Source organism: Burkholderia sp. Bp8992 (assembly GCF_003853705.1).
GTDB lineage: Bacteria > Pseudomonadota > Gammaproteobacteria > Burkholderiales > Burkholderiaceae > Burkholderia.
This window is the reverse complement of record NZ_QTQI01000014.1, coordinates 46,287-71,437: the sequence shown is the minus strand read 5'-3', so window position 1 is coordinate 71,437 and position 25,151 is coordinate 46,287. Positions and strand designations below refer to the sequence as shown.

The 25,151-nt window shown below is 67.0% G+C and carries 21 protein-coding genes; 4 read left to right on the top strand and 17 right to left on the bottom strand.

Annotated features, from left to right (window positions below):
- Positions 1 to 7: 7 nt before the first annotated feature.
- Together DIE03_RS20945 and DIE03_RS20940 are read right to left on the bottom strand one after the other, a co-directional pair.
- Positions 8 to 1,366, bottom strand: a complete 1,359-nt coding sequence (locus DIE03_RS20945; protein ID WP_124453618.1) for a peptidylprolyl isomerase — start codon at positions 1,364 to 1,366, stop codon at positions 8 to 10.
- A 51-nt stretch (positions 1,367 to 1,417) separates the two neighbouring features.
- The gene (locus DIE03_RS20940) at positions 1,418 to 3,778 is read right to left on the bottom strand and encodes an LPS-assembly protein LptD (protein ID WP_124453616.1); all 2,361 of its coding nucleotides are present in this window, start codon (positions 3,776 to 3,778) and stop codon (positions 1,418 to 1,420) included.
- A 223-nt stretch (positions 3,779 to 4,001) separates the two neighbouring features.
- On the opposite strand from DIE03_RS20940, the gene DIE03_RS20935 reads away from it, so the two are divergent.
- Positions 4,002 to 5,051: an aminoglycoside phosphotransferase family protein gene (locus tag DIE03_RS20935; RefSeq protein WP_124453614.1), complete on the top strand. Its 1,050-nt coding sequence runs from the start codon at positions 4,002 to 4,004 to the stop codon at positions 5,049 to 5,051.
- A gap of 32 nt (positions 5,052 to 5,083) precedes the next feature.
- Positions 5,084 to 5,803: an N-acetylmuramate alpha-1-phosphate uridylyltransferase MurU gene (gene murU, locus DIE03_RS20930; protein ID WP_124453613.1), complete on the top strand. Its 720-nt coding sequence runs from the start codon at positions 5,084 to 5,086 to the stop codon at positions 5,801 to 5,803.
- 172 nt (positions 5,804 to 5,975) lie between these two features.
- Here the strand turns inward: murU and DIE03_RS20925 are convergent, their stop codons facing one another.
- Positions 5,976 to 7,847, bottom strand: coding sequence for an ABC transporter ATP-binding protein/permease (locus DIE03_RS20925; protein ID WP_124453612.1), 1,872 nt, complete (start codon positions 7,845 to 7,847; stop codon positions 5,976 to 5,978).
- A gap of 174 nt (positions 7,848 to 8,021) precedes the next feature.
- Between DIE03_RS20925 and DIE03_RS20915 the strand changes: the two genes are divergently transcribed.
- On the top strand, positions 8,022 to 8,417 hold the full coding sequence (locus DIE03_RS20915; RefSeq protein WP_034208354.1) for an acyl-CoA thioesterase: 396 nt from the start codon (positions 8,022 to 8,024) through the stop codon (positions 8,415 to 8,417).
- Positions 8,418 to 8,460: 43 nt separating this feature from the next.
- On the opposite strand, the gene DIE03_RS20910 is transcribed toward DIE03_RS20915, so the two are convergent.
- Positions 8,461 to 8,943 (bottom strand): nitrate reductase associated protein, encoded by a 483-nt coding sequence (locus tag DIE03_RS20910; protein WP_124453609.1) that lies wholly within the window; start codon positions 8,941 to 8,943, stop codon positions 8,461 to 8,463.
- Between the two features lie 114 nt (positions 8,944 to 9,057).
- Here DIE03_RS20910 and fdhD point away from each other — a divergent pair, with 114 nt between their 5' ends.
- On the top strand, positions 9,058 to 9,912 hold the full coding sequence (gene fdhD, locus DIE03_RS20905) for a formate dehydrogenase accessory sulfurtransferase FdhD (RefSeq protein WP_124453607.1): 855 nt from the start codon (positions 9,058 to 9,060) through the stop codon (positions 9,910 to 9,912).
- Between the two features lie 51 nt (positions 9,913 to 9,963).
- Here fdhD and DIE03_RS20900 read toward each other — a convergent pair whose 3' ends face one another.
- The 13 genes from DIE03_RS20900 to DIE03_RS20840 all read right to left on the bottom strand — a co-directional run bounded on the left by DIE03_RS20900 (position 9,964) and on the right by DIE03_RS20840 (position 25,055).
- The gene (locus DIE03_RS20900) at positions 9,964 to 10,731 is read right to left on the bottom strand and encodes an enoyl-CoA hydratase (protein ID WP_124453605.1); all 768 of its coding nucleotides are present in this window, start codon (positions 10,729 to 10,731) and stop codon (positions 9,964 to 9,966) included.
- Between the two features lie 92 nt (positions 10,732 to 10,823).
- Complete coding sequence (locus DIE03_RS20895) at positions 10,824 to 12,023, bottom strand: acetyl-CoA C-acyltransferase (protein ID WP_124453603.1); 1,200 nt, start codon at positions 12,021 to 12,023, stop codon at positions 10,824 to 10,826.
- 27 nt (positions 12,024 to 12,050) lie between these two features.
- Positions 12,051 to 14,486 (bottom strand): 3-hydroxyacyl-CoA dehydrogenase/enoyl-CoA hydratase family protein, encoded by a 2,436-nt coding sequence (locus DIE03_RS20890; RefSeq protein WP_124453601.1) that lies wholly within the window; start codon positions 14,484 to 14,486, stop codon positions 12,051 to 12,053.
- 112 nt (positions 14,487 to 14,598) lie between these two features.
- Positions 14,599 to 16,386, bottom strand: coding sequence for an acyl-CoA dehydrogenase C-terminal domain-containing protein (locus tag DIE03_RS20885; RefSeq protein WP_124453599.1), 1,788 nt, complete (start codon positions 16,384 to 16,386; stop codon positions 14,599 to 14,601).
- A 58-nt stretch (positions 16,387 to 16,444) separates the two neighbouring features.
- Positions 16,445 to 17,044: a TetR/AcrR family transcriptional regulator gene (locus DIE03_RS20880; RefSeq protein ID WP_006751498.1), complete on the bottom strand. Its 600-nt coding sequence runs from the start codon at positions 17,042 to 17,044 to the stop codon at positions 16,445 to 16,447.
- Positions 17,045 to 17,244: 200 nt separating this feature from the next.
- Positions 17,245 to 18,519: a cardiolipin synthase ClsB gene (clsB, locus tag DIE03_RS20875; RefSeq protein WP_124453597.1), complete on the bottom strand. Its 1,275-nt coding sequence runs from the start codon at positions 18,517 to 18,519 to the stop codon at positions 17,245 to 17,247.
- Entirely contained in the window at positions 18,516 to 19,010 is a 495-nt protein-coding gene (gene nudB, locus DIE03_RS20870) for a dihydroneopterin triphosphate diphosphatase (RefSeq protein ID WP_124453595.1), read from the bottom strand. The genes clsB and nudB overlap by 4 nt, the downstream gene beginning before the upstream one ends.
- 159 nt (positions 19,011 to 19,169) lie before the next feature.
- Positions 19,170 to 20,972 (bottom strand): aspartate--tRNA ligase, encoded by a 1,803-nt coding sequence (gene aspS, locus DIE03_RS20865; RefSeq protein WP_014896081.1) that lies wholly within the window; start codon positions 20,970 to 20,972, stop codon positions 19,170 to 19,172.
- A 67-nt stretch (positions 20,973 to 21,039) separates the two neighbouring features.
- Complete coding sequence (locus DIE03_RS20860) at positions 21,040 to 21,690, bottom strand: DUF502 domain-containing protein (protein ID WP_059465763.1); 651 nt, start codon at positions 21,688 to 21,690, stop codon at positions 21,040 to 21,042.
- Positions 21,691 to 21,751: 61 nt separating this feature from the next.
- Positions 21,752 to 22,099 carry an FmdB family zinc ribbon protein gene (locus DIE03_RS20855; protein ID WP_124453591.1) on the bottom strand — a complete coding sequence of 116 codons (348 nt, stop codon included), beginning with the start codon at positions 22,097 to 22,099 and terminating at the stop codon, positions 21,752 to 21,754.
- A 96-nt stretch (positions 22,100 to 22,195) separates the two neighbouring features.
- Positions 22,196 to 22,822, bottom strand: coding sequence for an SAM-dependent methyltransferase (locus DIE03_RS20850; protein ID WP_124453589.1), 627 nt, complete (start codon positions 22,820 to 22,822; stop codon positions 22,196 to 22,198).
- Positions 22,823 to 22,838: 16 nt separating this feature from the next.
- Positions 22,839 to 24,416: a ubiquinone biosynthesis regulatory protein kinase UbiB gene (ubiB, locus tag DIE03_RS20845; RefSeq protein WP_124453587.1), complete on the bottom strand. Its 1,578-nt coding sequence runs from the start codon at positions 24,414 to 24,416 to the stop codon at positions 22,839 to 22,841.
- A gap of 12 nt (positions 24,417 to 24,428) precedes the next feature.
- The gene (locus DIE03_RS20840) at positions 24,429 to 25,055 is read right to left on the bottom strand and encodes an SCP2 domain-containing protein (RefSeq protein ID WP_124453585.1); all 627 of its coding nucleotides are present in this window, start codon (positions 25,053 to 25,055) and stop codon (positions 24,429 to 24,431) included.
- Positions 25,056 to 25,151: the final 96 nt, after the last annotated feature.

Here is a 25,151-nt window from a genome sequence, read left to right as displayed (position 1 = left end):
GGCTCGCTCAGTTCGCCGGGGCGACGCCGCCGATCTTGTACTGAACGTACGACGAATCGCGCAGCTCGCGCAGCCAGTCGGCGTAGGCCTGCTCGGCCTTGCGCTGGCCGATCGCCTGGCGGGCGATGTCCATCTGCTGCTGCACCGACCCTTCCGCTTCGCGGCGGTTCAGCACCTGGATCAGGTGATAGCCGTACTCGGTACGGATCGGCTGGCTGATCTGGCCGTCCTGCAGGTTGTTCATCGCACGCTCGAATTCCGGCACGGTCTCGCCCGGGCTGATCCAGCCGAGATCGCCGCCCTGCGACGCCGACCCGTCCTGCGAGTAGGTGCGCGCGAACTTCGCGAAATCGCCGCCGGCCTGGACCTGGTTGCGGATGTCGACCAGTTGCTGGCGCGCCTGGCCTTCCGACTTGCCTTCGCCGACGCGCAGCAGGATGTGGCGCACGTGCGTCTGCACGATCTTCGGCGCGGCGGCCGTGGCGCCCTGGCTCTGGCGGCGGTCGACGAGGCGCACGATCTCGAAGCCGTCCGGCACGCGGATCAGCGTCGGGTTGACCTGGCCCGGGCGCAGCTTCGATGCGGCGTCGACGACCTCGGCCGGCAGCGCGCTCGGCGCCTTGAAACCGAGGTCGCCGCCCTTCTTCGCGTCGTTCGCTTCCGAGTTGTTCTTCGCGAGGCGCTCGAAATCGGCGCCCGACTTCGCCTGCTGCAGCAGCGCGTCGGCCTTCTTCTGCGCGGCCTCGATGTCGGCCTGCGGCGCGTTGGTCGGCGCCTTGATGAAGATGTGCTGGAAGCGCAGGTCCTGCTGCTGCGACGCGTTCGGCCCGCGCTGGCTCGCGATGTAGTTCGCGACTTCGGCATCCGACACGGTGATCTTGCCGTCGACCTCGCGCTCACGCAGCTTCGACAGCGTCAGCTCGGTCCGCGCATCGCTCGTGAAGATGCTCCAGGGCACGCCTTGCGCCTCGAGACGCGCGCGGTACTGCTCGAGCGTCATCCCGTTCGCCTGCGCGAGGCGCTGCAGCGTGGACTGCACGGTCGCGTCGTCGACGCGGATCCCGTCGTCCTTCGCCTTCTGCACCTGGATACGCTCGAGCACCATCTGGTTCAGCACCTGCGCGCGCAGCTGGTCGGTCGGCGGCACGGGTGCGTTCTGCTGCTGCAGCCGGCGCGCGATCAGGCCGGCGCGCTGGTCGAGTTCGCGGCCCGTGATCACGTCGTTGTTGACGACCGCGACGACTTCGTCGGCGAGCTGCGCACCTTGCGAACCGAGCGCCTGCGCCGCGGCCGGCGCGGCGGCGAGCAGCGCGGCGGACGCGGCGAGGCTGGACACGACTGCCGCGAAACGAAGGTTTTTCTTCATTGCCACTGAAACTCCATTGAAATCGTGCTGACCGGTGCAGACAAGCCTGCGTTACTCGTAGTTGCTGAAGCGGGACATCGGCGGCGGCGGCGGCGGCAGCGGCGTGTAGCCCGGTACCCCGGCGCGGAATGCGGACACGAGGCCGTTGTCGACGGTCGACAGGCCCTTGAGCGTCAGCTGCATCATGAATCGCGTCGACGAGTTCTGCTGTCCCGACGAATTGATGCCGTTCGCGGCCCGCTGCACCCCGACCCCGAGCGCCCAGCAATCCGCGTCGTATTGTAAGCCGACCAGACCGTCGACCACGCGATCTCCGGCGAGGTCGTAGTTGAAACGGCCGATCGCATACAGGCGGCGCGTGAGCGGCCATTGCGCGGACACCAGGAACTGGTTGATCGGCTGGTTGTCGAGCGTGGTGTTCGAGCGCGTGTAGCGATAGCCGACGTTGATCACGCGGCGCTCGCCCGGGCTGTAGCCGAAACCGATGCTCGACTTCACGAGCTGGTTGTTGTTCTGGTTGTACTGGAACGCCGTCTCAGACATGAAGCCCGAGCCGAGCTTCAGCGCGGCGCCGACGATCAGGTCCGAGTGGCGCGCCAGCACGGCGGCCTGCCCGGGGTTCAGCGTCACGCGCTGATCGGCGAAGTAGTACTGCTGCGCGATCACGAAGCGCGCGCGCTCGTCGCCGGTGCGCGGGTCGATGAAGCGCGACGTCAGGCCGGCCGTGATCCGGTTCGCGTCGGCGATCCGGTCGTTGCCGACGAACGTGTTCGGCTGGTAGATCTCCGCGAGGCCGAAGTCCGATTCCGCGGTGTCGAACAGCGGCGCGTTCGACTGGTTGCGATACGGCGTGTACACGTAGTACAGGCGCGGCTCGAGGGTCTGGATGAAGTCCTGGCCGAACAGGCGCACCGAGCGGTCGAAGATCAGGCCCGTGTCGAAGCTCACGGTCGGGATCGACTCGGTGAAGCGCTTCGGGTTGTTCGGCGTGGTCGACGACAGGTAGTTCAGGTCGTACGACGCGAAGTGGTACTGGACCTTCGGCACGACGAAGTAGCCGGGGCCGTACACGCCGTACGCGATGTACGGGTTGAAGACGATCCGGTCGCCTTCGGTTGCGTCGGCCGTCGTGATGCGGAACCGCGAATAGTCGGCTTCCGCGCCGAAGTCGAAGCCGCCGACGTTGTACTTCGTGTACTTCACGTTCAACTGCGGCTCGCGGCTGTACGGCGCGATCGACGGCGGCAGCGTCTGCCAGTGCTGGTAGCGCGCGAGCACCGACCACGGGCCGTTGTTGTACGTGAGGCCGGCTTCCTGCTGGTACAGCGTCTGCGTCCCGTTGATGAACTGGTTCATCGAACCCAGTTGTTCGGGATACAGGTTGTCCGAGACCTTGTTGTAGTAGACGTAGCCGCCGAAACCGCCGCCGAAGTTCTGCTGGTGCTGCCAGTAGATCGCGTAGCGGTTGCGGTGCTCGAGCCGGTCACTCGGCAGGTAATTGGCCGTAAACGTGCCCGAATACGACGGCGACAGGTAGCGGAACGTCGCCTCGGTCATCACGCCGCGCCGCGAGATGATGCGCGGCGTGAGCGTCAGGTCGCGGTTCGGTGCGATGTTGAAGTAGTACGGCAGCGTCAGCTCGAAGCCGTTGCTCGAGTTCACCGAGAACGTCGGCGGCAGCAGGCCGCTGCGCCGCTCGCCCGACAGCGGGAACGTCATCCACGGGCTCGCGAAGATCGGCACGCCCTGGAAGAACAGCACGCCGTTGCGCGCGGTGCCTTCGTCGGCGCCCGTATCGAAGTCGAAGCGGCTGCCCTTGATGTACCACGCGGGGTTCGTCGAGCACTGGCACGCCGTGTAGGTGCCGTTGACGAACACCGAGCGCTCGTTGTCGACCATGTCGACGCGCTCGGCGCTGCCCGACCCGCCCGTCATGTTGAAGTGGTACTTCGGCGCCGTCATGAAGCCCTGGTTCGCCTCGATCTTCAGGTGCGCCTCGGGACCTGCGAACGACGTACCGCCATTGACCACCTTGACCTGGCCGTACGCATCGGCCATGTCGGTATCCTGATCGTAGTGGAGCGCGTCGGCCTTCACGACGGCGTCGCCGCGCCGCAGCTCGGCGGAGCCCTTGGCGGCGAGATCCTGCTCGGCCGTGCCGCTCGTGTGGTCGGCGATCACGAAGGCGGCCGGCTTCGCGCCGTCCTTCAGCGGATGATCCTCGAGCTGGGGCGCGAGACGCAGATCCCACGGCGAGTCGAGCGGCTGCGGCTGCGCGGCCGCGCCCGACAGCTGCGCGTACGACACGGCCGGCACGAGGCCGGGCACGGCCAGGAGCGCGAGCGCGAGCCGCCGTTTGCGCGGCGCCCCGTCACCGGGGAAAACATTCGGGAATAGCGGTTTGGGCGGCATCTATCGTTTGGCGAATCGCCCCTTGTCAACCGCGCCTTCACTGCACATGCGCGCACGGCGGGCCGCGCCGTCGCACCGCGACTGCGGCTGAGCGCAAACCGGGGAGGCGATCGGGCGGGCGGCGCGACAGGCAGCGGGCCTGCACGGCGGAAGCTGACGCGGGGCGCGTCAAAAAAGTCGTGGGGTATTATATGGCAAGACGTTCCCCCCTCCTCCGAGTTTCATGACGCCCCCATCCGCCGCATCCCAGCCCGACGCCCGCCTCGACGCCCTGACCGCGTGGCTGCAACCGCTCGCCGAGCGCTATGCCCTCGACCTGTCGACCCTCGCGCCCGCGTCGTCGGACGCCAGTTTCCGCCGCTATTTCCGTGTCGCATCGGCCACGAGCGCCGGCGGCACGCTGATCGCCGTCGACGCGCCGCCGCCCGAGAAGTGCCGTGAATTCGTCCAGGTCGCGCAGCTGCTCGCCGCGGCCGGCGACCACGTGCCGGACGTGCTGGCCCACGATTTCGACGCGGGCTTCATGCTCGTGACCGATCTCGGCCGCACGTCGTACATCTCGGTGCTCGACCCGGCCGACCCGGTCGCCGCGCGGCCGCTGATGCGCGACGCGCTCGATGCGCTGATCCGCTTCCAGCTCAGGTCGTTGCCCGACGTGCTGCCGCCGTTCGACGAAGCGTTCCTGCGCCGCGAAATGGAGCTGCTGCCCGAATGGTTCGTCGGCCGCCACCTCGGCAAGCCCGTCACCGACGCGATGCGCGGCACGCTCGACCGCACGTTCGCGCTGCTGGTCGCGAGCGCCCATGCGCAGCCGCAGGGTTTCATGCTGCGCGACTTCATGCCGCGCAACCTGATGGTCTGCGAGCCGAACCCGGGCGTGCTCGACTTCCAGGACGCCGTCTACGGGCCGCTGACGTACGACGTCGTGTCGCTGCTGCGCGACGCGTTCGTCAGCTGGGACGAGGAGTTCGAGCTCGACTGCTTCGCGTACTACTGGGAAAAGGCGAAAAAGGCCGGCGTGCCGGTCGATCCCGATTTCGGCGAGTTCTACCGCCAGCTCGAATGGATGGGGCTGCAGCGCCATATCAAGATCCTCGGCCTGTTCGCGCGCATCAATTACCGCGACGGCAAGCCGCATTACCTGAACGACCTGCCGCGCTTCATCGCGTATGCACGCAAGGTTGCGCTGCGCTACCGCCCGCTCGTCCCGTTCGCGAAGCTGCTCGACGAGCTCGAGGGCAACGCGCCGGCCGACGTCGGCTATACGTTCTGACCGCCCCCCAGAGTCCTGATACCCGGCCGAACATGAGCACTACCCTGACCACGGCGATGATCTTCGCCGCCGGGCGCGGCGAACGGATGCGCCCGCTGACCGACACCCGCCCGAAACCGCTGCTCGAAGCCGGCGGCAAGCCGCTGATCGTGTGGCAGATCGAGGCGCTCGCGCGCGCGGGCATCGAGACGATCGTGATCAACCACGCGTGGCTCGGCGAGCAGATCGAGGCCGCGCTCGGCGACGGTTCGCGCTGGGGCGTGCGGCTCGCGTATTCGGCCGAAGGCGAAGCGCTGGAAACGGCGGGCGGCATCGCGCAGGCGCTGCCGCTCATCGAGCGCGACGGGCAGCCGGCCGTGTTCGCGGCGATCGCGGGCGACGTGTTCTGCGCATTCGACTACCGGACGCTCGCGGCCCGCGCGGCACGGATGGCCGCGCTCGACGCGCCCGCGATGCACCTCGTCATGGTGCCGAACCCGCCGTTCCATCCGGCCGGCGACTTCGTGCTCCGCGACGACGGGCAGTTGTCGCTCACCGGTGCGCCGCGCGTCACGTTCGGCAGCATCGGCCTGTACGACACGCGGATGTTCCGCGACATCGAGCCCGGCGCGCACCGCGCACTGTCGCCGTACTTCAAGGCGACGATCGAAGCCGGCCGCGCGAGCGGCGAATTGTACGAAGGTATCTGGGAGAACGTCGGCACGCCGGCGCAGCTGGGCGAACTCGACGCACGGCTGCGCGCCGCGAAGTGATCGGCTGACGGAACGCCGTGCTTGATTGATCGCCTCGCCGGTTGGCCGGCCGGTTGACTGACCGGCCAACCGGCGGGGTCGGCCTGGCTGATCAACAGGTCCGGCGCCGGCCGGCTCCCGGCCATCAGGCACGCCCCCTTTCCGCTGCGCGCCCCGCGTGCAGCGCCGCCGCTCACGCGGCCTCGGCCTCTTCGCCGCCTGCCGCCGCGCGCTGCTGCTGCAGCGCCCACATCTGCGCATACAACCCGTCCGCGCGCACGAGCTCGTCGTGCGTGCCGCGCTCGACGATCCGGCCGTGGTCCATCACGAGGATCTGCTGCGCGTGCACGACCGTCGACAGCCGGTGCGCGATCACGAGCGTCGTGCGGTGTCGCGCGATCTGGTCGAGCTCGTGCTGGATCGCGCGCTCCGAGCGCGAATCGAGCGCCGACGTCGCCTCGTCGAACAGCAGTACCGGCGGATCCTTCAACAGCGTGCGCGCGATCGCGACGCGCTGCTTCTCGCCGCCCGACAGCTTCAGCCCGCGCTCGCCGACCGGCGTGTCATAGCCCTTCGGCAAGCTCTCGATGAAATCGTGGATGTGCGCGGCGCGCGCGGCCGCGACCACCTCGTCGCGCGTCGCGGTCGGCCGGCCGTACGCGATGTTGTAATAGATCGAGTCGTTGAACAGCACGGTGTCCTGCGGCACGATCCCGATCGACGCGCGCAACGAATCCTGCGTGACGTCGCGGATGTCCTGGCCGTCGATCCGGATCGCACCGCCCGCCTCGCGGTCGAGATCGTAGAAACGGAACAGCAGGCGCGACAGCGTCGATTTCCCCGAACCGCTGTGGCCGACCACCGCGGTCGTCGTGCCCGCATCGATCGTGAACGTCACGTCGTGCAGGATCTGCCGCGCCGGCTCGTACGCGAAGTTCACGTGCTCGAAGCGCACCTGCGCGCCGGCCACCGCGAGCGGCTGCGCATCGGGACGGTCGGCCACTTCCTTCGCGGCCGACAGCAGCCCGAACATCCGGTCCATGTCGGTCAGGCTCTGTTTCAGCTCGCGATACACGACGCCGAGGAAATTCAGCGGAATGTAGAGCTGCAGCATGAACGTGTTGATCAGCACGAGATCGCCGAGCGTCAGCTTGCCTGCGAGCACGCCCTGCGTCGCGCGCCACAGGATGAACACGAGCCCCGTGCCGATGATCGCCTGCTGGCCGAAGTTCAGCACCGACAGCGAGTTCTGCGAGCGGATCGCGGCCTTCCGGTAGCGCTTCAGGTTCTCGTCGTAGCGCTGCGCCTCCCACTCCTCGTTGCCGAAGTACTTCACCGTCTCGTAGTTGATCAGCGAATCGATCGCCCGCGAGTTCGCGCGCGAATCGAGTTCGTTCATCGTGCGGCGGAAGTGCGTGCGCCAGTTGGTGACCTTCACGGTGAACACGATGTACGTGACCAGCGCCGCGAACGTCACGTACGCGTAATAGGCCTCGTACTTGACGACGAAGAAGCCGAGCACGAGCCCGACCTCGACGAGCGTCGGCAGGATGCTGTACAGCGAATACGAAATGAGTTGCTGGATGCCGCGCGTGCCGCGCTCGATGTCGCGCGACATGCCGCCCGTCTGGCGTTCGAGATGGAACCGCAGCGACAGCCCGTGCAGGTGCCGGAACACCTGCAGCGCGAGCTGGCGCACCGCGCTCTCGGTGACCTTCGAGAACAGGATCTCGCGCAGCTCGGTGAACAGCGACGTCGACAGCCGCACGAGCGCATACGCGACGACCAGCAGCCCGACGCCGCCCGCGAGCACGATGCCGGCCGACTGCTCGGCACGACCGAGCGCGGTGATCTGCTGCACGTAGGACAGGTGGTCGACGATGCGCTTCATCACGACCGGCACGCCGAGGTTCGCGACCTTCGCGCCGATCAGGCAGGCGAGCGCGAGCGCGACGCGCCATTTGTAGGTGGTCAGGTACGGCAGCAGCGACCGGATGGTCTGCCAGTCGTTGCGGGGCCCGGTCGAAGCCGGCGCGGGCTCGCCGGAAGCAGGGAATCGGCGCATGGGGGAAGTCTCGGTGGCGGTGCACGACGCGTGTATCGACGGCCGGCTCGCGCGCTTTCTCGTACAATTTGCGAACGTTGTATTGTCGCAGAAGCCGCTTCGCGCCGCTGCCGGCGGCCTCGCCGGCCCGCCTGCGCGCGGCGGCCCATTTATTACAGGATGAAAGCCCCCGCCATGACCGATTCGACCCTCGAACTCCCGCAGAAGCAGCCCGCATTGCGCGTCGTCCCGCAACCGCACGACGCGAATGTCCACGGCGACGTGTTCGGCGGCTGGATCATGTCGCAGGTCGACATCGCCGGCTCGATCCCCGCGAGCCAGCGCGCGAACGGCCGTGTCGCGACGGTCGCGGTCAACTCGTTCGTGTTCAAGCAGCCGGTGTTCGTCGGCGACCTGCTGAGCTTCTACGCGACCATCACGCGTACCGGCAACACGTCGATCACGGTCGACGTCGAGGTGTACGCGCAGCGCATGCGCCTGATGGGCGAAATCGTGAAGGTCACCGAAGCGACGCTCACGTACGTCGCGACCGGCCCGGACCGCAAGCCGCGCCAACTGCCGCCGCTCTGACCGGCACGCGCCGCGACCGCGCGGCGCACCGTGTACGGCCGCGTCAGTGCGTGGCCGTCAGCCCGAACTCCCGCATCGCGGGCAGGAAATCGTGATTCAGCTTCGGCTTGCGCGACAGCTTGACCAGCACGTAGCGCTGGAACGGCGCGAGCTGCTGCCACTGCGCGAGCGCCGGCGCCGTCAGTCCGGCCAGCGCGCTCTGCTGCACGAGCGACTCCGGCACCGCGTCGACGGCGCGCCAGGTCGGCTGCTCGTCCGGCTGGAACCATGACGGTTCCAGATCCGCATGCGTGCGCAGCATTTCGAACAGCGCGTGATCGAAGTTGGGCTCGATCGCGGTGTCGTCGTCGGCCGGAAAGCGCGCGAGCAGCTTGCGGTCCTCGAGCGGCAGCAACTGCCACTGTTCGAGCGAGATCCGCAAACCGAAGCGGTCGAGATTGAAACGCACGATCATCGGGATGTACGTGAAGTTTTCCGACGAATCGTGTTCGAAGTTGAAGAGCAACGGAGCGTCGCTGAGTCCCATGGTCGTTACCTGACGTGGCGGATGCCGGCGCGGCCGGCCTGCCTGAGGTATTTTAGAACCTCTGCGCGCGGGCGGCGGCACGATTGTCGCCGGCCGTGCCTCGAATCAACGGGAGTGCTCGTGAATCCGACCCAATCCGATGGACTGCGCGACGACCTGCGCGACGAACCGCGCGGCGTGATCGAACTGTCCGTGCGGCGCACGCGCGGCGGCGCCGTCGAGACCGCGCACGACTACGTGGGCCAGGAATGGCCGGTCGCGCTCGTGTTCAACGGCATTTCGCACGCGGTGATGATGTGTACGCCGTGCGACCTCGAAGCGTTCGCGGTCGGCTTCGCGATCTCGGAAGGGATCGTCGCGCGCGGCAGCGACATCAAGGACATCGAGGTAATCCTGCACGCCGATGCGCCGCTGCCGCATGCGGAAGTGCACCTGGAGGTCGTCCAGCAGGCATTCGCCGCGCTGAAGGACCGGCGCCGCGCGCTCGCGGGGCGCACGGGCTGCGGCGTGTGCGGGATCGAAAGCATCGACCTGCTCGACCTCGCGCCCGAACGCGTGCCCGACACGGGCTTTCTCGCGCGCCTCGCTCCCGACGCGCTCGCGCACGCGGCGCACGGGCTGCCGGCGCACCAGGCGCTCACGAAGCTGACCGGCGGCCTGCACGCGGCCGCGTGGTGCGACGCAACAGGCGCGATCCGGACGGCATTCGAGGATGTCGGCCGCCACAACGCGCTCGACAAGCTGATCGGCTCGCTCGTGCTGGCGCGCGCCGACACGACCGACGGCTTCGTGTTCCTGTCGAGCCGCGCGAGCTACGAGCTCGTGCGCAAGGCCGCGCGCGTCGGCATCCCGCTGGTCGCGACCATCTCCGCGCCGTCGTCGCTCGCGATCGAGATCGCGAAGGCGGCCGGCTTGCGGCTCGTCAGCTTCTGCCGCGAAACCGGCCACGTCGACTACGGCACGGCCTGACCGCCATCGCGGGATCGCGCCGGCGGTCACACGTCGGCGCACCCTGCTCCGTCAGTCGAACTGACGGAAATCCGGCTTGCGCTTCTCGAAGAACGCCGTCATCGCCTCGCGCGCTTCCGGCGCACGCAGCATCGCGGAGAAATGGCCGGCTTCCTCGGCCATCCGCGCGGACGTCGCGACACCGCCCGAGTCCTTCAGCAGCGCCTTCGTCACGCGCAGCGACGACGCCGGCAGCGCCGCGAGCTTGGCCGCCTGCTTCGCCGCGAACGCGTCGAGTTCGGCAGCCGGCAGCACGCGGTTGACGATGCCGATCCGGTGCGCTTCCAGCGCGTCGAACGCTTCGCCGAGCAACAGCTTCTCGGCGGCGACCTGATGGCCGGCCAGGCGCGGCAGCAGCACGCTCGACGCGGCTTCCGGGCACAGCCCGAGCTGCGCGAACGGCAGCGAGAACGTCGCGGTGTCCGCCGCGTAGACCAGATCGCAGTGCAGCAGCATCGTCACGCCGACGCCGACCGCAATGCCCGGCACCGCGGCCACGATCGGCTTGCTCGCGCTGCTGATCCGCGCGAGAAACTGGAATACCGGCGCGGTGTCGTCCTTCGGCGGCGCCTTCAGGAAATCCTCGAGATCGTTCCCTGCGCTGAAATTGCCGTCGCTGCCGCGCAGCAGGATCACGCGGATCGCCTTGTCTTCCTGCGCGTCGGCGAGCGCGTCGGCCATCGTCTGGTACATCGCCGCCGTCAGCGCGTTCTTCTTCGCCGGGCGCGCGATCGTGATCGTCATCACGCCTTCGGCGCGTTCCACTTGAATTTCGGCCACAACCGTCTCCTTTGACTTTCCTCTATCGGAATGAAAAAACGGTGCGCGAGCTCGTGGCCCGCGCACCGTCGTCGTCTTTCGTCGCGTCCCGCTTACAGGCGTTCGATGATGCCCGCGGCGCCCATGCCGGTGCCGACGCACATCGTGACCATCCCGTACTTCAGGTTGCGGCGGCGCAGGCCGTGCACGACAGTCGCCGCGCGGATCGCGCCGGTCGCGCCGAGCGGGTGGCCGAGTGCGATCGCGCCGCCCAGCGGGTTGACCTTCGACGGATCGAGGCCGAGATCGCGCATCACAGCCAGCGACTGCGCGGCGAACGCCTCGTTCAGTTCGATCCAGTCGAGATCGTCCTGCTTCAGGCCGGCAGCCTTCAGCGCGGCCGGAATCGCTTCCTTCGGGCCGATGCCCATGATTTCCGGCGGCACGCCGCGCACCGCGAAGCTCACGAAGCGCGCGAGCGGCGTCAGGTTGAATTCCTTCAGCACCTTCTCCGACACGACGAGCAGCGCGCCCGCGCCGTCCGACGTCTGCGAGCTGTTGCCGGCCGTGACCGAGCCCTTGTTCGCGAACACCGTGCGCAGCTTCGCGAGGCCTTCGATCGACGTATCCGCGCGCGGACCCTCGTCGAGCTTGATCTCGCGCGTCTTCACGTCGACTTCGCCGGTCGCGAGGTTCGGGAAACGCTCGCTGATCGTGTACGCGGCGATCTCGTCGTTGAATTCGCCGGCCTGCTGCGCCGCGAGTGCCTTGCGGTGCGACTCGACCGAGAACGCGTCCTGGTCTTCGCGGCTCACCTTCCACTGCTCGGCGACGCGCTCGGCGGTCAGGCCCATCCCGTACGCGATGCCGAAGTCTTCATTGCGGTCGAAGATGTGCGGCGACATCGACGGCTTGTTGCCCATCATCGGCACCATGCTCATCGATTCGCAGCCGCCCGCGAAGATCGCGTCCGATTCGCCGACACGAATCCGGTCGGCCGCCATCGCGAGCGCGGTGATGCCCGACGCGCAGAAGCGGTTGACCGTCACGCCGCCGACCGTCTGCGGCAGGCCCGCGAGCAGCGCGCCCATGCGCGCGACGTTCAGGCCCTGCTCGGCTTCCGGAATCGCGCAGCCGATGATCGCGTCCTCGATCAGCTTCGTGTCGAAGCCGGGCACCTGCGCGACCGCCGACTTGATCGCGTGGACCAGCAGCTCGTCCGGGCGCGTGTTCTTGAAGACACCGCGCGGGGCCTTGCCGATCGGCGTGCGGCTGGCGGCGACGATGTATGCGTCTTGCAATTGTTTGCTCATTTGAGACTCCTTGCCTTATCCGCTCGCTCAGTTACGCACCGGCTTGCCGGTCTGCAACATGCCCATGATCCGTTCCTGCGTCTTCTGCGTGCCGAGCAGCTCGACGAACGCGCGGCGCTCCAGCGCGAGCAGCCACTGCTCGTCGACGAGGCTGCCGGCTTCGACGTCGCCGCCGCACACGGCTTCGGCGATGCGGCTCGCGATCAGGTAGTCGTGGTCGCTGATGAAGCGGCCGTCACGCATGTTGACGAGCGATGCCTTGATCGTCGCGATCGCCGAACGGCCTGCCACCGGCACGTCCTTCGCGCGCAGCGGTGCGCGATAGCCGGTGGCGGCCAGCGCACGCGCTTCCTTCTTCGCGGTGTCGAGCAGTTCGAACACGTTGAAGATGATCGTGTCGGACGGCTTCACGTAGCCCATCGCACGCGCATCGTGCGCGGACGCCGAGACCTTCGCCATCGCCGCGTTCTCGAACGACTTCGTGACGAACTTCAGGATGTCGGTGGTCGCGTTCGCGGCCGTTGCGGCATCCGCCGCGCGCAGCGCCGCTTCCTTCAGGCCGCCGCCTGCCGGCACGAGGCCGACGCCCACTTCGACGAGACCGATGTAGCTCTCGACGTGCACGACACGCTTCGCGCTGTGCAGCATCAGCTCGCACCCGCCGCCGAGCGCGATGCCCGACACGGCCGCGACGACCGGCACGTTCGCGTACTTCACGCGCAGCATGCCTTCCTGAAACTTCTTCACGAACGGCTCGATGCCCTTCGCGCCGCCCATCATGAACGCGGGCATCGCCTCCTCGAGGTTCGCGCCGGCCGAGAACGGGCCGCCCGGCGTGCCGAGCTTCAGCGACGTCGGCTGCCAGATCACCACGCCCTTGTAGTCCTTCTCCGCGAGTTCGATCGCCTGCACGAGGCCGTCGATCACGCTCGGTCCGATCGTGTTCATCTTCGACTTGAACGACACGATCACGACGTCGTCCTCGCCGGCACGGTCGTCGACCCATGCGCGCACGGCATCGGTCTCGAACAGCGTCTTGCCGTACGTCTTCGGATCGGCACCGGCTTCGCCGAGCAGCGGCGCGCGGAATACCTGCTTGTCGTAGACCGCGAGGTCCGAACGCGGCACGAAGCGCTTCGCAGCCGGCGCCCACGAGCCTTCGGCGGTGTGCACGCCGCCCTTCTCGGCGACCGGGCCTTCGAGCACCCACGACGGCAGCGGCACGTTTGCCAGCGCCTTGCCGGCCGCGATGTCTTCCTGCACCCACTCGGCGACCTGCTTCCAGCCGGCGGCCTGCCAGCCTTCGAACGGGCCTTCGTTCCAGCCGAAGCCCCAGCGGATCGCGAGGTCGACGTCGCGCGCGTTGTCGGCGATCGACTCGAGATGCACGCCGATGTAGTGGAACACGTCGCGGAAGATCGACCACAGGAACTGCGCGTGCGGATGGTCCGTCTCGCGCAGCAGCTTCAGGCGCTCCGCCGGCGGACGCTTCAGGATGCGGCCGACCGTCTCGTCAGCCTTCGCGCCCGAATCGACGTAGGTGCCCGTCTTCGCGTCGAGCACCTTGATCGCCTTGCCTTCCTTCTTGTAGAAACCGCCGCCCGTCTTCTGGCCGAGCGCGCCCTGCTTCACCAGTTCGGCGAGCACGGCAGGCGTCTGGTAGACCGGGAAGAACGGATCGTCGGCGAGGTTGTCCTGCATCGTCTTGATCACGTGCGCCATCGTGTCGAGGCCGACCACGTCCGCGGTGCGGAACGTCGCCGACTTCGCGCGGCCGAGGCGGCTGCCGGTCAGGTCGTCGACTTCGTCGAAGCGCAGGCCGAACTTCGCGGCCTCGGTGATCACCGCGAGGATCGAGAAGATGCCGACGCGGTTCGCGATGAAGTTCGGCGTGTCCTTCGCGCGCACGACGCCCTTGCCGACGATGCTCGTCAGGAACGTCTCGAGCTGGTCGAGGATCTCCGGACGCGTATGCGCGGTCGGGATCAGTTCGACGAGGTGCATGTAGCGCGGCGGGTTGAAGAAGTGCACGCCGCAGAAGCGCGACTTCAGCTCGTCCGAGAAACCTTCGGACAGCTTCGTGATCGACAGGCCCGACGTGTTGGTCGCGAAAATCGCGTTCGGCGCGATGTGCGGCGCGACCTTCTTGTACAGGTCGTGCTTCCAGTCCATCCGCTCGGCGATCGCCTCGATCACGACGTCGCATTCGGCCAGCTTCGCGATGTCGTCTTCGTAGTTCGCTGCCTCGAGGTACTTCGCGTCGTCCTTCACGCCGAACGGCGCGGGCGACAGCTTCTTCAGGTTCTCGATCGCCTTCAGCGCGATCGCGTTTTTCGGGCCTTCCTTGGCCGGCAGGTCGAACAGCAGCACCGGCACGCGCGCGTTGATGAGGTGCGCGGCGATCTGCGCGCCCATCACGCCGGCGCCCAGCACGGCGACCTTGCGAATCAGGAAATTGCTCACGGGATGTCTCCGGATAGTGTCGTGCAGCGCGGGTGTGGGGGCTGCACGGCGAAGTGAGTACCAGGAACCGTTGCGTTCGGGCGGCGCGCGGCGCGCACCGCCCGGACTCGCGTCAGAACAGCGATTCGTCGACTTCCATCAGCGTCTTCGAACCGGCGCGCGCGGCGCGGATCGTCGACGCCGTTTCGGGCAGCAGGCGCGCGAAGTAGAAGCGAGCGGTGGCGAGCTTCGACTTGTAGAACGGGTCGCCCGACGCTTCGTTGTCGAGGGCGAGGCGTGCCATGCGCGCCCAGAAGTACGAGAACACCAGGTGGCCGACGGTACGCAGGTACGGCACGGCGGCAGCACCGACTTCGTCGGGGTTCTGCATCGCCTTCATGCCGATTTCCATCGTCAGCTTCTGCACCTTTTCACCGATGTCGGCGAGCGGGTTGATGAACTCGGCCATTTCCGGCTTCACGCCTTCGGCTTCCGCGAATTCCGTCACGAGCTTGCCGAACTTCTTCAGCTTCGCGCCCATGTCGCCGAGCACCTTGCGGCCCAGCAGGTCGAGCGACTGGATCGAGTTCGTGCCTTCGTAGATCATGTTGATCCGCGCGTCGCGCACGTACTGCTCCATGCCCCACTCGGAGATGAAGCCGTGGCCGCCGTAGATCTGCATCGCGTGGTTCGTGCACTCGAACGCGTTGTCGGTCAGGAACGCCTTGATGATCGGCGTGAGCAGCGCGACGAGGTCGGCCGCTTCCTTGCGCACGGCTTCGTCGGCATGCGACAGCTCCTTGTCGATCTGCAGCGCGGACCAGTACGTGAACGCACGCGCACCTTCCGCGTAGGCCTTCTGCGTGAGCAGCATGCGGCGCACGTCCGGATGCACGATGATCGGGTCGGCCGGCTTGTCCGGTGCCTTCGGGCCCGTCAGCGAGCGCATCTGCAGGCGATCCTTCGCATACGCGAGCGAGTTCTGGTACGCGACTTCCGTGAGGCCGAGACCTTGCGCGCCCACGCCGAGACGTGCCGCGTTCATCATCACGAACATCGCGTTCAAGCCCTTGTTCGGCTCGCCGACCATCCAGCCCTTCGCGTTGTCGAGGTTCATCACGCACGTCGAGTTGCCGTGGATGCCCATCTTGTGCTCGATCGAGCCGCACTTGATGCCGTTGCGCTCGCCCGGCGCGCCCGCTGCGTCGGGAATGAACTTCGGCACGATGAACAGCGAGATCCCCTTCGTGCCCTGCGGCGCGTCCGGCAGGCGCGCGAGCACGAGGTGGATGATGTTCTCGGCCATGTCGTGCTCGCCGCTCGAGATGAAGATCTTCGTGCCGCTGATCGAGTACGAGCCGTCGCCGTTCGGTTCTGCCTTGGTGCGCAGGATGCCGAGGTCGGTGCCGCAATGCGGCTCGGTCAGGCACATCGTGCCGGTCCATTCGCCGGTCACGAGCTTCGGCAGGTAGGCCTTCTGCAGTTCCGGCGCGCCGTGCGCGTGCAGGCATTCGTACGCGCCGTGCGACAGGCCCGGATACATCGTCCAGGCCTGGTTCGCCGAGTTCATCATTTCGTAGAGCGCGTTGTTCACGAACGCGGGCAGGCCCTGGCCGCCGTAGTCCGGATCGCAGCCGAGCGCCGGCCAGCCGGCCTCGACGTATTGCTGGTAGGCCTCCTTGAAGCCGGTCGGGGTCTTCACGACGCCGTCGCCTTCATACGTGCAGCCTTCGCGGTCGCCGACCTGGTTCAGCGGGAACAGTACCTCGGAGCAGAACTTGCCCGCTTCCTCGAGGACCTGGTTGATCGTGTCGGCGTCGAGGTCCGCATGCTTGGGCATTTGCTTGACTTCGGCTTCGACGTTCAGAAGCTCGTGCAACACGAATTGCATGTCGCGCAGCGGCGCGGCGTACTGTCCCATGACTCTCTCCAAAGGTGGGCAAAACGGCTCGAGCTCCTGGCGGGCGGGTCACGCGCCGCTAACGGCTCTCGCTCTGATACGAAACAATCGTCTTTTCCAGCGCGGCCCACGTGAGGCGCACGGCGTCCGGCGAATGCAGGAAGCGTGCGTCGTGATGCAGGCCGAGCGTGAAGCTGTACAACTCGAAGAGCATCAGGTCCGGATCGGTATCCGCACGCAGATGGCCTTCTTCCTTCGCCTGCGAAATGGCACGCAGCATCGCGGCACGCCAGGCCGTCACGCTCGCGATCAACTGCTCGCGCACGGGGCTGTCAGGCCGATCGTCGTACTCGACCGCACCGCTGATGTAGATGCATCCCGTCGTCACCTCCTGGATGCGCTTCTCCGTCCAGCGGGCCAGCATCGCCCGAAGGCGCGGCAAGCCTCGCGGTTCGCGCAGGCTCGGAAAGAACACCTCGTTTTCGAAACGATGGTGATACTCGCGGACGACCTCGACCTGCAGGTCTTCACGCGATCCGAAGTGCGCGAACACACCGCTCTTGCTCATCTGCATGCGCTCGGCCAGCAGGCCGATCGTCAGCCCCTCCAGCCCGTCACGGCTGGCGAGGTCCAAAGCAGCTTCAAGTATCGCGGCACGCGTCTGTTCGCCTTTTCGCATAGCTATTTCTGTAACCGTTCGGGGGTTCGAATAAAATCGAACGGCCGTACTATTATTGAGTGCGGCCGCTCGCGAAACAAGGAAATTATTAGAAACCGGTGTCTAACCGAGCCGCTATTTTGCGCGATTCCGGCGGGACCGGAGCGGCTTTTCCGCACGAACGTGCGGACAGATATTTTGAAGCGAATGCTTAGTCTGCGTCAGTCGTAACCGCCGACCGTCAGCGCCTTCATCACGAGACGATACGTGGTGTACGCAAGCCAGTTCAGCAGCCGCTCGACGCGCGGGCGCGCGGCGAAGCGCGCGGGGTCGATCTCCCGGCCATCGGCGAACGCGGCCGCGATCGCGTCGCGCAGTTCGTTCGTGACTGCATCGTAGCGCACCAGCACGACGTTCGCTTCATTGTTCAGCATCAGGCTCAGCGCGTCCAGGTTCGACGAGCCGACCGTCGCCCAGTTGTCGTCGATCACCGCGACCTTGCCGTGCAGCATCGTCTTGTCGTATTCGGCAACGCGCACGCCCGCGCGCAGCAGCGCGTGATAGAGGAACGGCACGGCCGTATCGAGCGCCGCGAACTCCTTGCGGCCGATCAGGATCCGCACGTCGACGCCGCGCCGTGCCGCGCCCGTCAGCGCACGGCGCAGCTTGCGGCCCGGCATGAAGTACGGATTCGCAAGCAGGATCCGCTGGCGCGCCTGGCCGATCGCGGCGAGATAGGCCTTCTCGATCGCGCGGCGGTTCACGACGTTGTCGCGCGCGACGAACGCGACGCTCGGCTCCGTCACGACCCTGAGCGCACCGGCCTTGATCCACCGGTGGCTGCGCATCCAGCGCCGGAACATGTCGGGGAACGCTTCGCCGCCGTGCAGCCCGGCCGCGTACTGCGCGTACGGCTTGTGGCCGAACTGGATCCGGTGCCACTGCAGTTCGAACGCGGCGCGCACGTCGGACACCGCGGGCCCCGCCATCTCGACCGCGAAATCCCAGCGCGGAAACGGCAGCGTCGTGCCGTTCTGCGCATAGTCGTCGACGATGTTGATGCCGCCGCAGAACGCGGCCGCATGATCGATCACCGCGAGCTTGCGGTGCGTGCGCGAGAAGCCGAAGCGGCCGAACAGGAAGCGGTTGTAGATGCAATGCTCGACGCCGGCCTCGGCCCAGGTGTCGAACAGCGGCAGGCGCGCGGTGCCGATGCCGTCGGTGATCACGCGCACGCGCACGCCGCGCCGCGCCGCACGGATCAGCGCGTCCGACACCGGCCGCCCCGCCGCGTCGTCGCAGAAGATGTAGGTTTCGAGCATCACCTGCTCGCGGGCGGCGTCGATCCGCTCGATCAGCGCCCGGAAGAATTCGCCGCCGGTTTCGCACAGCCGCACCGTATTGCCGGCCGTGAACGCGAGCCGCGATGCGGAACCGCGTTCCTGCAGGAACATCTGCCGCAATTGCGCGAAGCGCTTGCGGGCCTCCGCCGTCATGCGGACGAGCCGTGCGGCGCGCGCGACAGGGCCACGCGCGCGGGCAGTTGCAGGATCGCCTCCGCATTCGACGGCGAGAAGCAGCGCGCGGCCGCCTCGCGGAACGGCAGCCACGCATGGTCGACGTGCTCGCGCGGCGACAGTGTCACGTCGACGCGACGCGGCACGCACAGGCCGAACCAGTGCTCGACGTTGCGCGTGACGCCCGGTGCATAGCGATGCAGGTATTGCGGATAGATCGTGTATTCGATCCGGTGGCGCCAGTCGACGAGCGCGCTGGCCGGCACGTCGGGCGTGCCGACGGCGATGCCGGTTTCCTCGGCCACTTCGCGCGCGGCCGTCACGGCGAGCGGCTCGTCGAGCGCGTCTTTCGAGCCGGTGACCGATTGCCAGAAATCGGGCTGGTCGGCACGCTTGATCACGAGTACATCGAGGTCGGGCGTGTAGATCACGACAAGAACGGATTCGGGGATTTTCGGCGGCTTCGTCATCGTTGTTTCATGCGGCACAGGGCCGTGCGTCGGGCATGTGCCCCGAACGTGCGGCAAGTGCTGCGACTGTACCGCAAAAAATGAAAAAGGCGCATCGCTGCGCCTTTTTCGTAGGTGTCGTGTGCGCGCGACCGCACACACGACCGGGTACCGAACGCGTTACGCCTTCGGCTGCTCCGGCTGACGCAGACGGATGTGCAGTTCGCGCAGCTGGCGCTCGTCGACCGGGCTCGGCGCTTGCGTGAGCAGATCCTGCGCACGCTGCGTCTTCGGGAACGCGATCACGTCGCGGATCGAATCGGCGCCGGCCATCATCGTGACGATGCGGTCGAGACCGAATGCGATACCGCCGTGCGGCGGCGCGCCGTACTGCAGCGCGTCCAGCAGGAAGCCGAACTTCAGCTGCGCTTCTTCCGCGCCGATCTTCAGCGCACGGAACACCTTGCTCTGCACTTCCTCGCGGTGGATACGCACCGAGCCGCCGCCGATTTCCCAGCCGTTCAGCACCATGTCGTAGGCCTTCGCGAGGCAGCGGCCCGGGTCGGTCTCGAGGTACTCGAGGTGCTCGTCCTTCGGGCTCGTGAACGGGTGGTGCGCAGCCACGTAGCGCGCATCTTCGTCGTCGTATTCGAACATCGGGAAGTCGACGACCCACAGCGGCTTCCAGCCGGCCTGGACGAGGCCGTTCGCCTTGCCGAATTCCGAATGGCCGATCTTCAGGCGCAGTGCGCCGAGGCTGTCGTTGACGACCTTCGCGCGGTCGGCCGCGAAGAAGATGATGTCGCCGTCTTCAGCGCCGGTGCGCTCGAGGATCGCCGCGATCGACGCGTCGTGCAGGTTCTTGACGATCGGGCTTTGCAGGCCGTCGCGGCCCTTCGCCTTCTCGTTGACCTTGATCCAGGCGAGGCCCTTCGCGCCGTAGATGCGCACGAATTCCGTGTAGCCGTCGATGTCGCCGCGCGACAGTTCGCTGCCCTTCGGCACGCGCAGCGCCGCGACACGGCCGTCCTTCGCGTTGGCCGGCGTGCTGAACACCTTGAAGTCGACGTCCTTCATCGCGTCGGTCAGCTCGGTGAATTCGAGCTGCACGCGCAGGTCCGGCTTGTCCGAACCGAAACGCGCCATCGCTTCCGAGTACGGCATCACCGGGAATTTGGCGTCGAGCTCGACGTCGATCGTCGTCTTGAAGATGTGACGGATCATGTCTTCGAACAGGTCACGGATTTCCTGCTCGCCGAGGAACGACGTTTCGCAGTCGATCTGCGTGAATTCCGGCTGGCGGTCGGCGCGGAGGTCCTCGTCGCGGAAGCACTTGGTGATCTGGTAGTAACGGTCGAAGTTCGCGACCATCAGCAGCTGCTTGAACAGCTGCGGCGACTGCGGCAGCGCGAAGAACTGGCCCGCGTTCACGCGCGACGGCACGAGGTAGTCGCGCGCGCCTTCCGGCGTGCTCTTCGTCAGCATCGGCGTTTCGATGTCGATGAAGCCCTGCTCGTCGAGGTACTTGCGTGCCTCGATCGCGACGCGGTAGCGCAGGCGCAGGTTGTGCTGCATCTGCGGGCGGCGCAGGTCGAGCACGCGGTGCGTGAGGCGCGTCGTTTCCGACAGGTTGTCGTCGTCGAGCTGGAACGGCGGCGTGACCGACGCGTTCAGCACGTTCAGTTCGTGGCACAGCACTTCGATCTTGCCGCTCTTCAGGCCGGCGTTGACCGTGCCTTCCGGACGGTTGCGCACGAGGCCCTTGATCTGCACGCAGAACTCGTTGCGCACGCCTTCGGCGGTCGCGAACATCTCCGCGCGATCCGGGTCGCATACCACCTGCACGAGGCCTTCACGATCGCGCAGGTCGATGAAGATCACACCGCCGTGATCGCGGCGGCGCTGCACCCAGCCGCACAGCGACACGGTTTGGCCCAGCAGGTGTTCGGTCACGAGACCGCAGTATTCAGTACGCATCGACATGATGTTTGCTTTCGTTCGGTTTGATCAACGGGTGCCGCAACGCGCGGCCCGGGCGATGATTCTTTACTTACAGCGGCGGCTCGACGGGGCGGCGGGCGGGCGCCGGAGCCGGCGCCGGAGGCGCCACGACGCCCATCGAGACGATGTACTTGAGCGCGGCATCGACCGACATGTCGAGTTCGATGACTTCGCTCTTTGGCAGCATCAGGAAGAAGCCCGACGTCGGGTTCGGCGTCGTGGGCACGTACACGCTCACGTACTCTTCCGTCAGATGGTTGACCACGTCGCCGCCGGGCGTGCCGGTCAGAAACGCGATCGTATACGAGCCGCGGCGCGGGTATTCGATCAGCAGCGCCTTGCGGAACGCGTTGCCGCTGCTCGACAGCAGCGTGTCCGACACCTGCTTGACGCTCGTGTAGATCGGCCCGACGACCGGGATGTGACGCACGACCGCGTTCCACCACGTGACGAGCTTCTGGCCGATGAAGTTCTGCGTGGCCAGCCCGACGACGAAGATGAACGCGAGCGTCAGCACCGCGCCGATCCCCGGCAGATGGAAGCCGAGCATCCGCTCGGGCTGCCACGATTCGGGCAGCAGGAGCAGCGTCTGGTCCATCGTGCCGATGATGAGGCCGAGCACCCACAGCGTGATCGCGAGCGGGACGAGAACCAGCAAGCCGGTCAGGAACACCGTTTTCAGGGTCGTCTTTTTCATCATCTGCCGTCAATGAACCGCGCTGGAAGCGCGGGTTGGTCGCGGCCCGGCCGGGCCGCGACGGTCAACTGCTGGCGGCGGGCGTGGCGGCCGGTGCCGGCGCTGCGCTCGTCGTCGTGCTGGCGGAAGGGCTTGCCGCCGCCGGTGCGGCTGCAGCGGGCGCGGCTTCCGCCGCTGCGGCCGGCGCCGCGTCGCCCGACGCCGTCGCCGGTGCGCTGGTGCCGCCCGAGCCGCCGCGGAAATCGGTGACATACCACCCCGAGCCCTTCAGCTGGAAACCGGCGGCGGTGACCTGCTTGCGAAAAGCATCCTTCCCGCATTCAGGGCATTGCGACAGCGGCGCGTCGCTCATCTTCTGGAGCACGTCCTTCGCGAAACCGCACGCTTCGCATCGATAGGCGTAGATCGGCATGATATTTTTTCCCGCAGAAACTGGAAACGGCTTGCAAAACCTTGAATTATATCCGAAACCCCGGCGCGCTCCGGCAATCGCCGCGATGCCCGGGCCTCAGCGGCGGCGCCACGTGAGCCAGCGCTCGTGTCCTTCGAACACGGCCAGCGAATCGGTCACGGGCAAATCCTCGATCAATTCGAAGTGCGGCGCGAGCAGCGCATCGAGTTCCGCACGCTCGATTCCGAACGGCGGCCCCTTCGGTTTCGCCGTCACGAAGAAATAGCCGGCCAGCAATCCGTCCGCGGGCAGCAGTTCGGCCATCCGTGCCGCGTAGCCTGCGCGCATGGCCGGCGGCAGCGCGCACAGGAACGCGCGCTCGTACACCCACTGCACGTCGAACGGCGGCCGGTACGTAAAGAAATCGGCCTGCTCGACGACGTCAGCATGCGCACCGAGCTGCGCCTTCGCGGCAGCCACCGCCTGCGCGGCGAAATCGATCGCGCGCACGGGCCAGCCGGCCTGCGCGAGCCACCCGGCCTCCTGCGCACTGCCGCAGCCGGGAATCAGCACCGTGCACGGCTCGAGCCGGTGCGCGAACCCGCGAAAGCCGTCGGGCACGCCGCCGAATTCCCACGGCGTCATGCCGCGCTCGAAGCGCTCGTCCCAGAACGACGCGTTGCCGGGGTCGCGCGTCGCGAAATCGGCGGCCGTCGGTGCGGCCGGGTGCTTCGGATCGGACATCGCCATGCTCCTTCGGTCAGGCGCCGTACGCGAGCGCGAGCAGCACGCGCGCCACGAGCGCCCCGACACCGACCGACAGGCCGAAGATCAGCAGCGCCTGCATCAGCCGGTTCGTACGTTTCTGCTCGACGAGAATCTGGCGCATCAGGTCCTCGCTCGCGGCGCGCGGCGCGTCATGGCGCGCGGCCATCGCGTGATGGATCAGGCGCGGCAGTTGCGGCAGCGTCTTGCTCCATTGCGGCGCTTCGACCTTGAAGCGCTCGTACCAGCCGCGCAGGCCGATCTGCTCGGTCATCCAGCGCTCGAGGTACGGCTTCGCGGTCTTCCACAGGTCGAGTTCGGGGTCGAGCGAACGGCCAAGCCCCTCGACGTTCAGCATCGTTTTCTGCAGCAGCACGAGCTGCGGCTGGATCTCGACGTTGAAGCGGCGCGACGTCGAGAACAGGCGCATCAGCACCTGGCCGAGCGAGATGTCCTTCAGCGCGCGGTCGAAATATGGCTCGCACACCGCGCGAATCGCGCTTTCGAGTTCCTCGACGCGCGTCTCGGGCGGCACCCAGCCCGATTCGAGGTGCAGCGTCGCGACGCGGTGATAGTCGCGCTTGAAGAACGCGAGGAAGTTCTGCGCGAGGTAGTTCTTGTCGAAATCGGACAGCGCGCCGACGATCCCGAAATCGAGCGCGATATAGCGCCCGAACGTGCTGGGGTCGAGGCTCACCTGGATGTTGCCGGGGTGCATGTCCGCATGGAAGAAACCATCGCGGAACACCTGCGTGAAGAAGATCTCGACACCCTCGCGCGCGAGCTTCTTGATGTCGACGCCGGCCGAGCGCAGCGTCTCGACCTGGCTGATCGGCACGCCCGTCATGCGCTCCATCACGAGCACCTGCGACGTCGAGAAATCCCAGAACATCTCGGGCACGAGCAGCAGGTCGAGGCCCGCGAAGTTGCGGCGCAGCTGGCTGCCGTTCGCGGCCTCGCGCATCAGGTCGAGCTCGTCGTGCAGGTACTTGTCGAACTCGGCGACGACCTCGCGCGGCTTCAGGCGGCGGCCGTCGGCCCACATGCGCTCCGTCCAGATGGCGATGTCGCGCATCAGCGCGAGATCCGAATCGATCACGGACAGCATGTTCGGGCGCAGCACCTTCACCGCGACGGCCTTGCCCGCGTGTACGCCCTGCTTCAGCTTCGCGAAATGCACCTGTGCGATCGACGCGCTCGCGATCGGCTCTCGCTCGAATTCGTCGAACAGCTCGTCGACCGGCGCCCCGAGCGACTTCTCGATGATCGAGATCGCGACGGCCGAATCGAACGGCGGCACCTGGTCCTGCAGCTTCGCGAGTTCGTTTGCGAAATCGACCGACAGCAGGTCGCGGCGCGTCGACAGCACCTGGCCGAACTTCACGAATATCGGGCCGAGGCTTTCGAGCGCGTGACGCAGCCGCACGGCGGGCGGATCGGAATAGCGGCGGCCGATCGTCGTGATCCGCAACAGCAGCTTCACGCGCCGGTCGTCGATCCGGGACAGCATCACTTCGTCGAGACCAAAGCGGATGACGGTGTAGACAATCTTGATGAAACGGAAAATGCGCATGCCCTGCGGCCCTCAGTGCGCGCCGCGCGGGCCTGGGCCCGTGCGCGCGCCGATTTTTTGTTCGAGTCGCTCGACCCGCTTTTCGACCCGCGCGAGCGCATCGCGTGCGCGCGCCAGTTCGGCGTCGAAGCCGCCGAGCGACGCGCGCCGGACGACTTGCGGGTTCTCGTCGAGCCAGTATTCGGCGACGGAATCGAGCACGTTGCGGCCGGTGCGTCGCGCGCGGGCACCGGCGTCGCGCACGACCGTCGCGATCCGGTATGCCGCAGCGTCGCCGACCAGCTTCGCGAGATCTTCTTCAGGTTCCCAGCGCAGATGCTCGGCCAGCTTCGCGATCTGCGTCGCGAACTCCGCGTCGCCCTCGATCTTCACATGCTTCATCACGGCCGCCTGGCCGCCCTGCAGGAACGCGGCGACGGTATCGCCCGCGAGCGCGATCGACACGTCGACCTGCTGCGCATCGTGCGCGTCGACGGCCGACAGATAGCCGTCGGGCTGCACCAGCAGCGTGAGCGTGACGGGGGGCACGTCGATCCGGGCAGTCTTGCCCGCATAGGGAATCAGGCGGTCGCGCGCCCATGATTCGCGCGCGAGCAGGTGATTGACGGCAGCGGCAAAAGGCTTGGCGGCAAAGGTCATCGGGCTGGGAAAGAAAAAACCCGCGCAGGCCGGGCGCCCACGCGGGTTTCTATTGTAACGTCGGATCGTCGGCAGACCGTGCCTGACCGTACACCC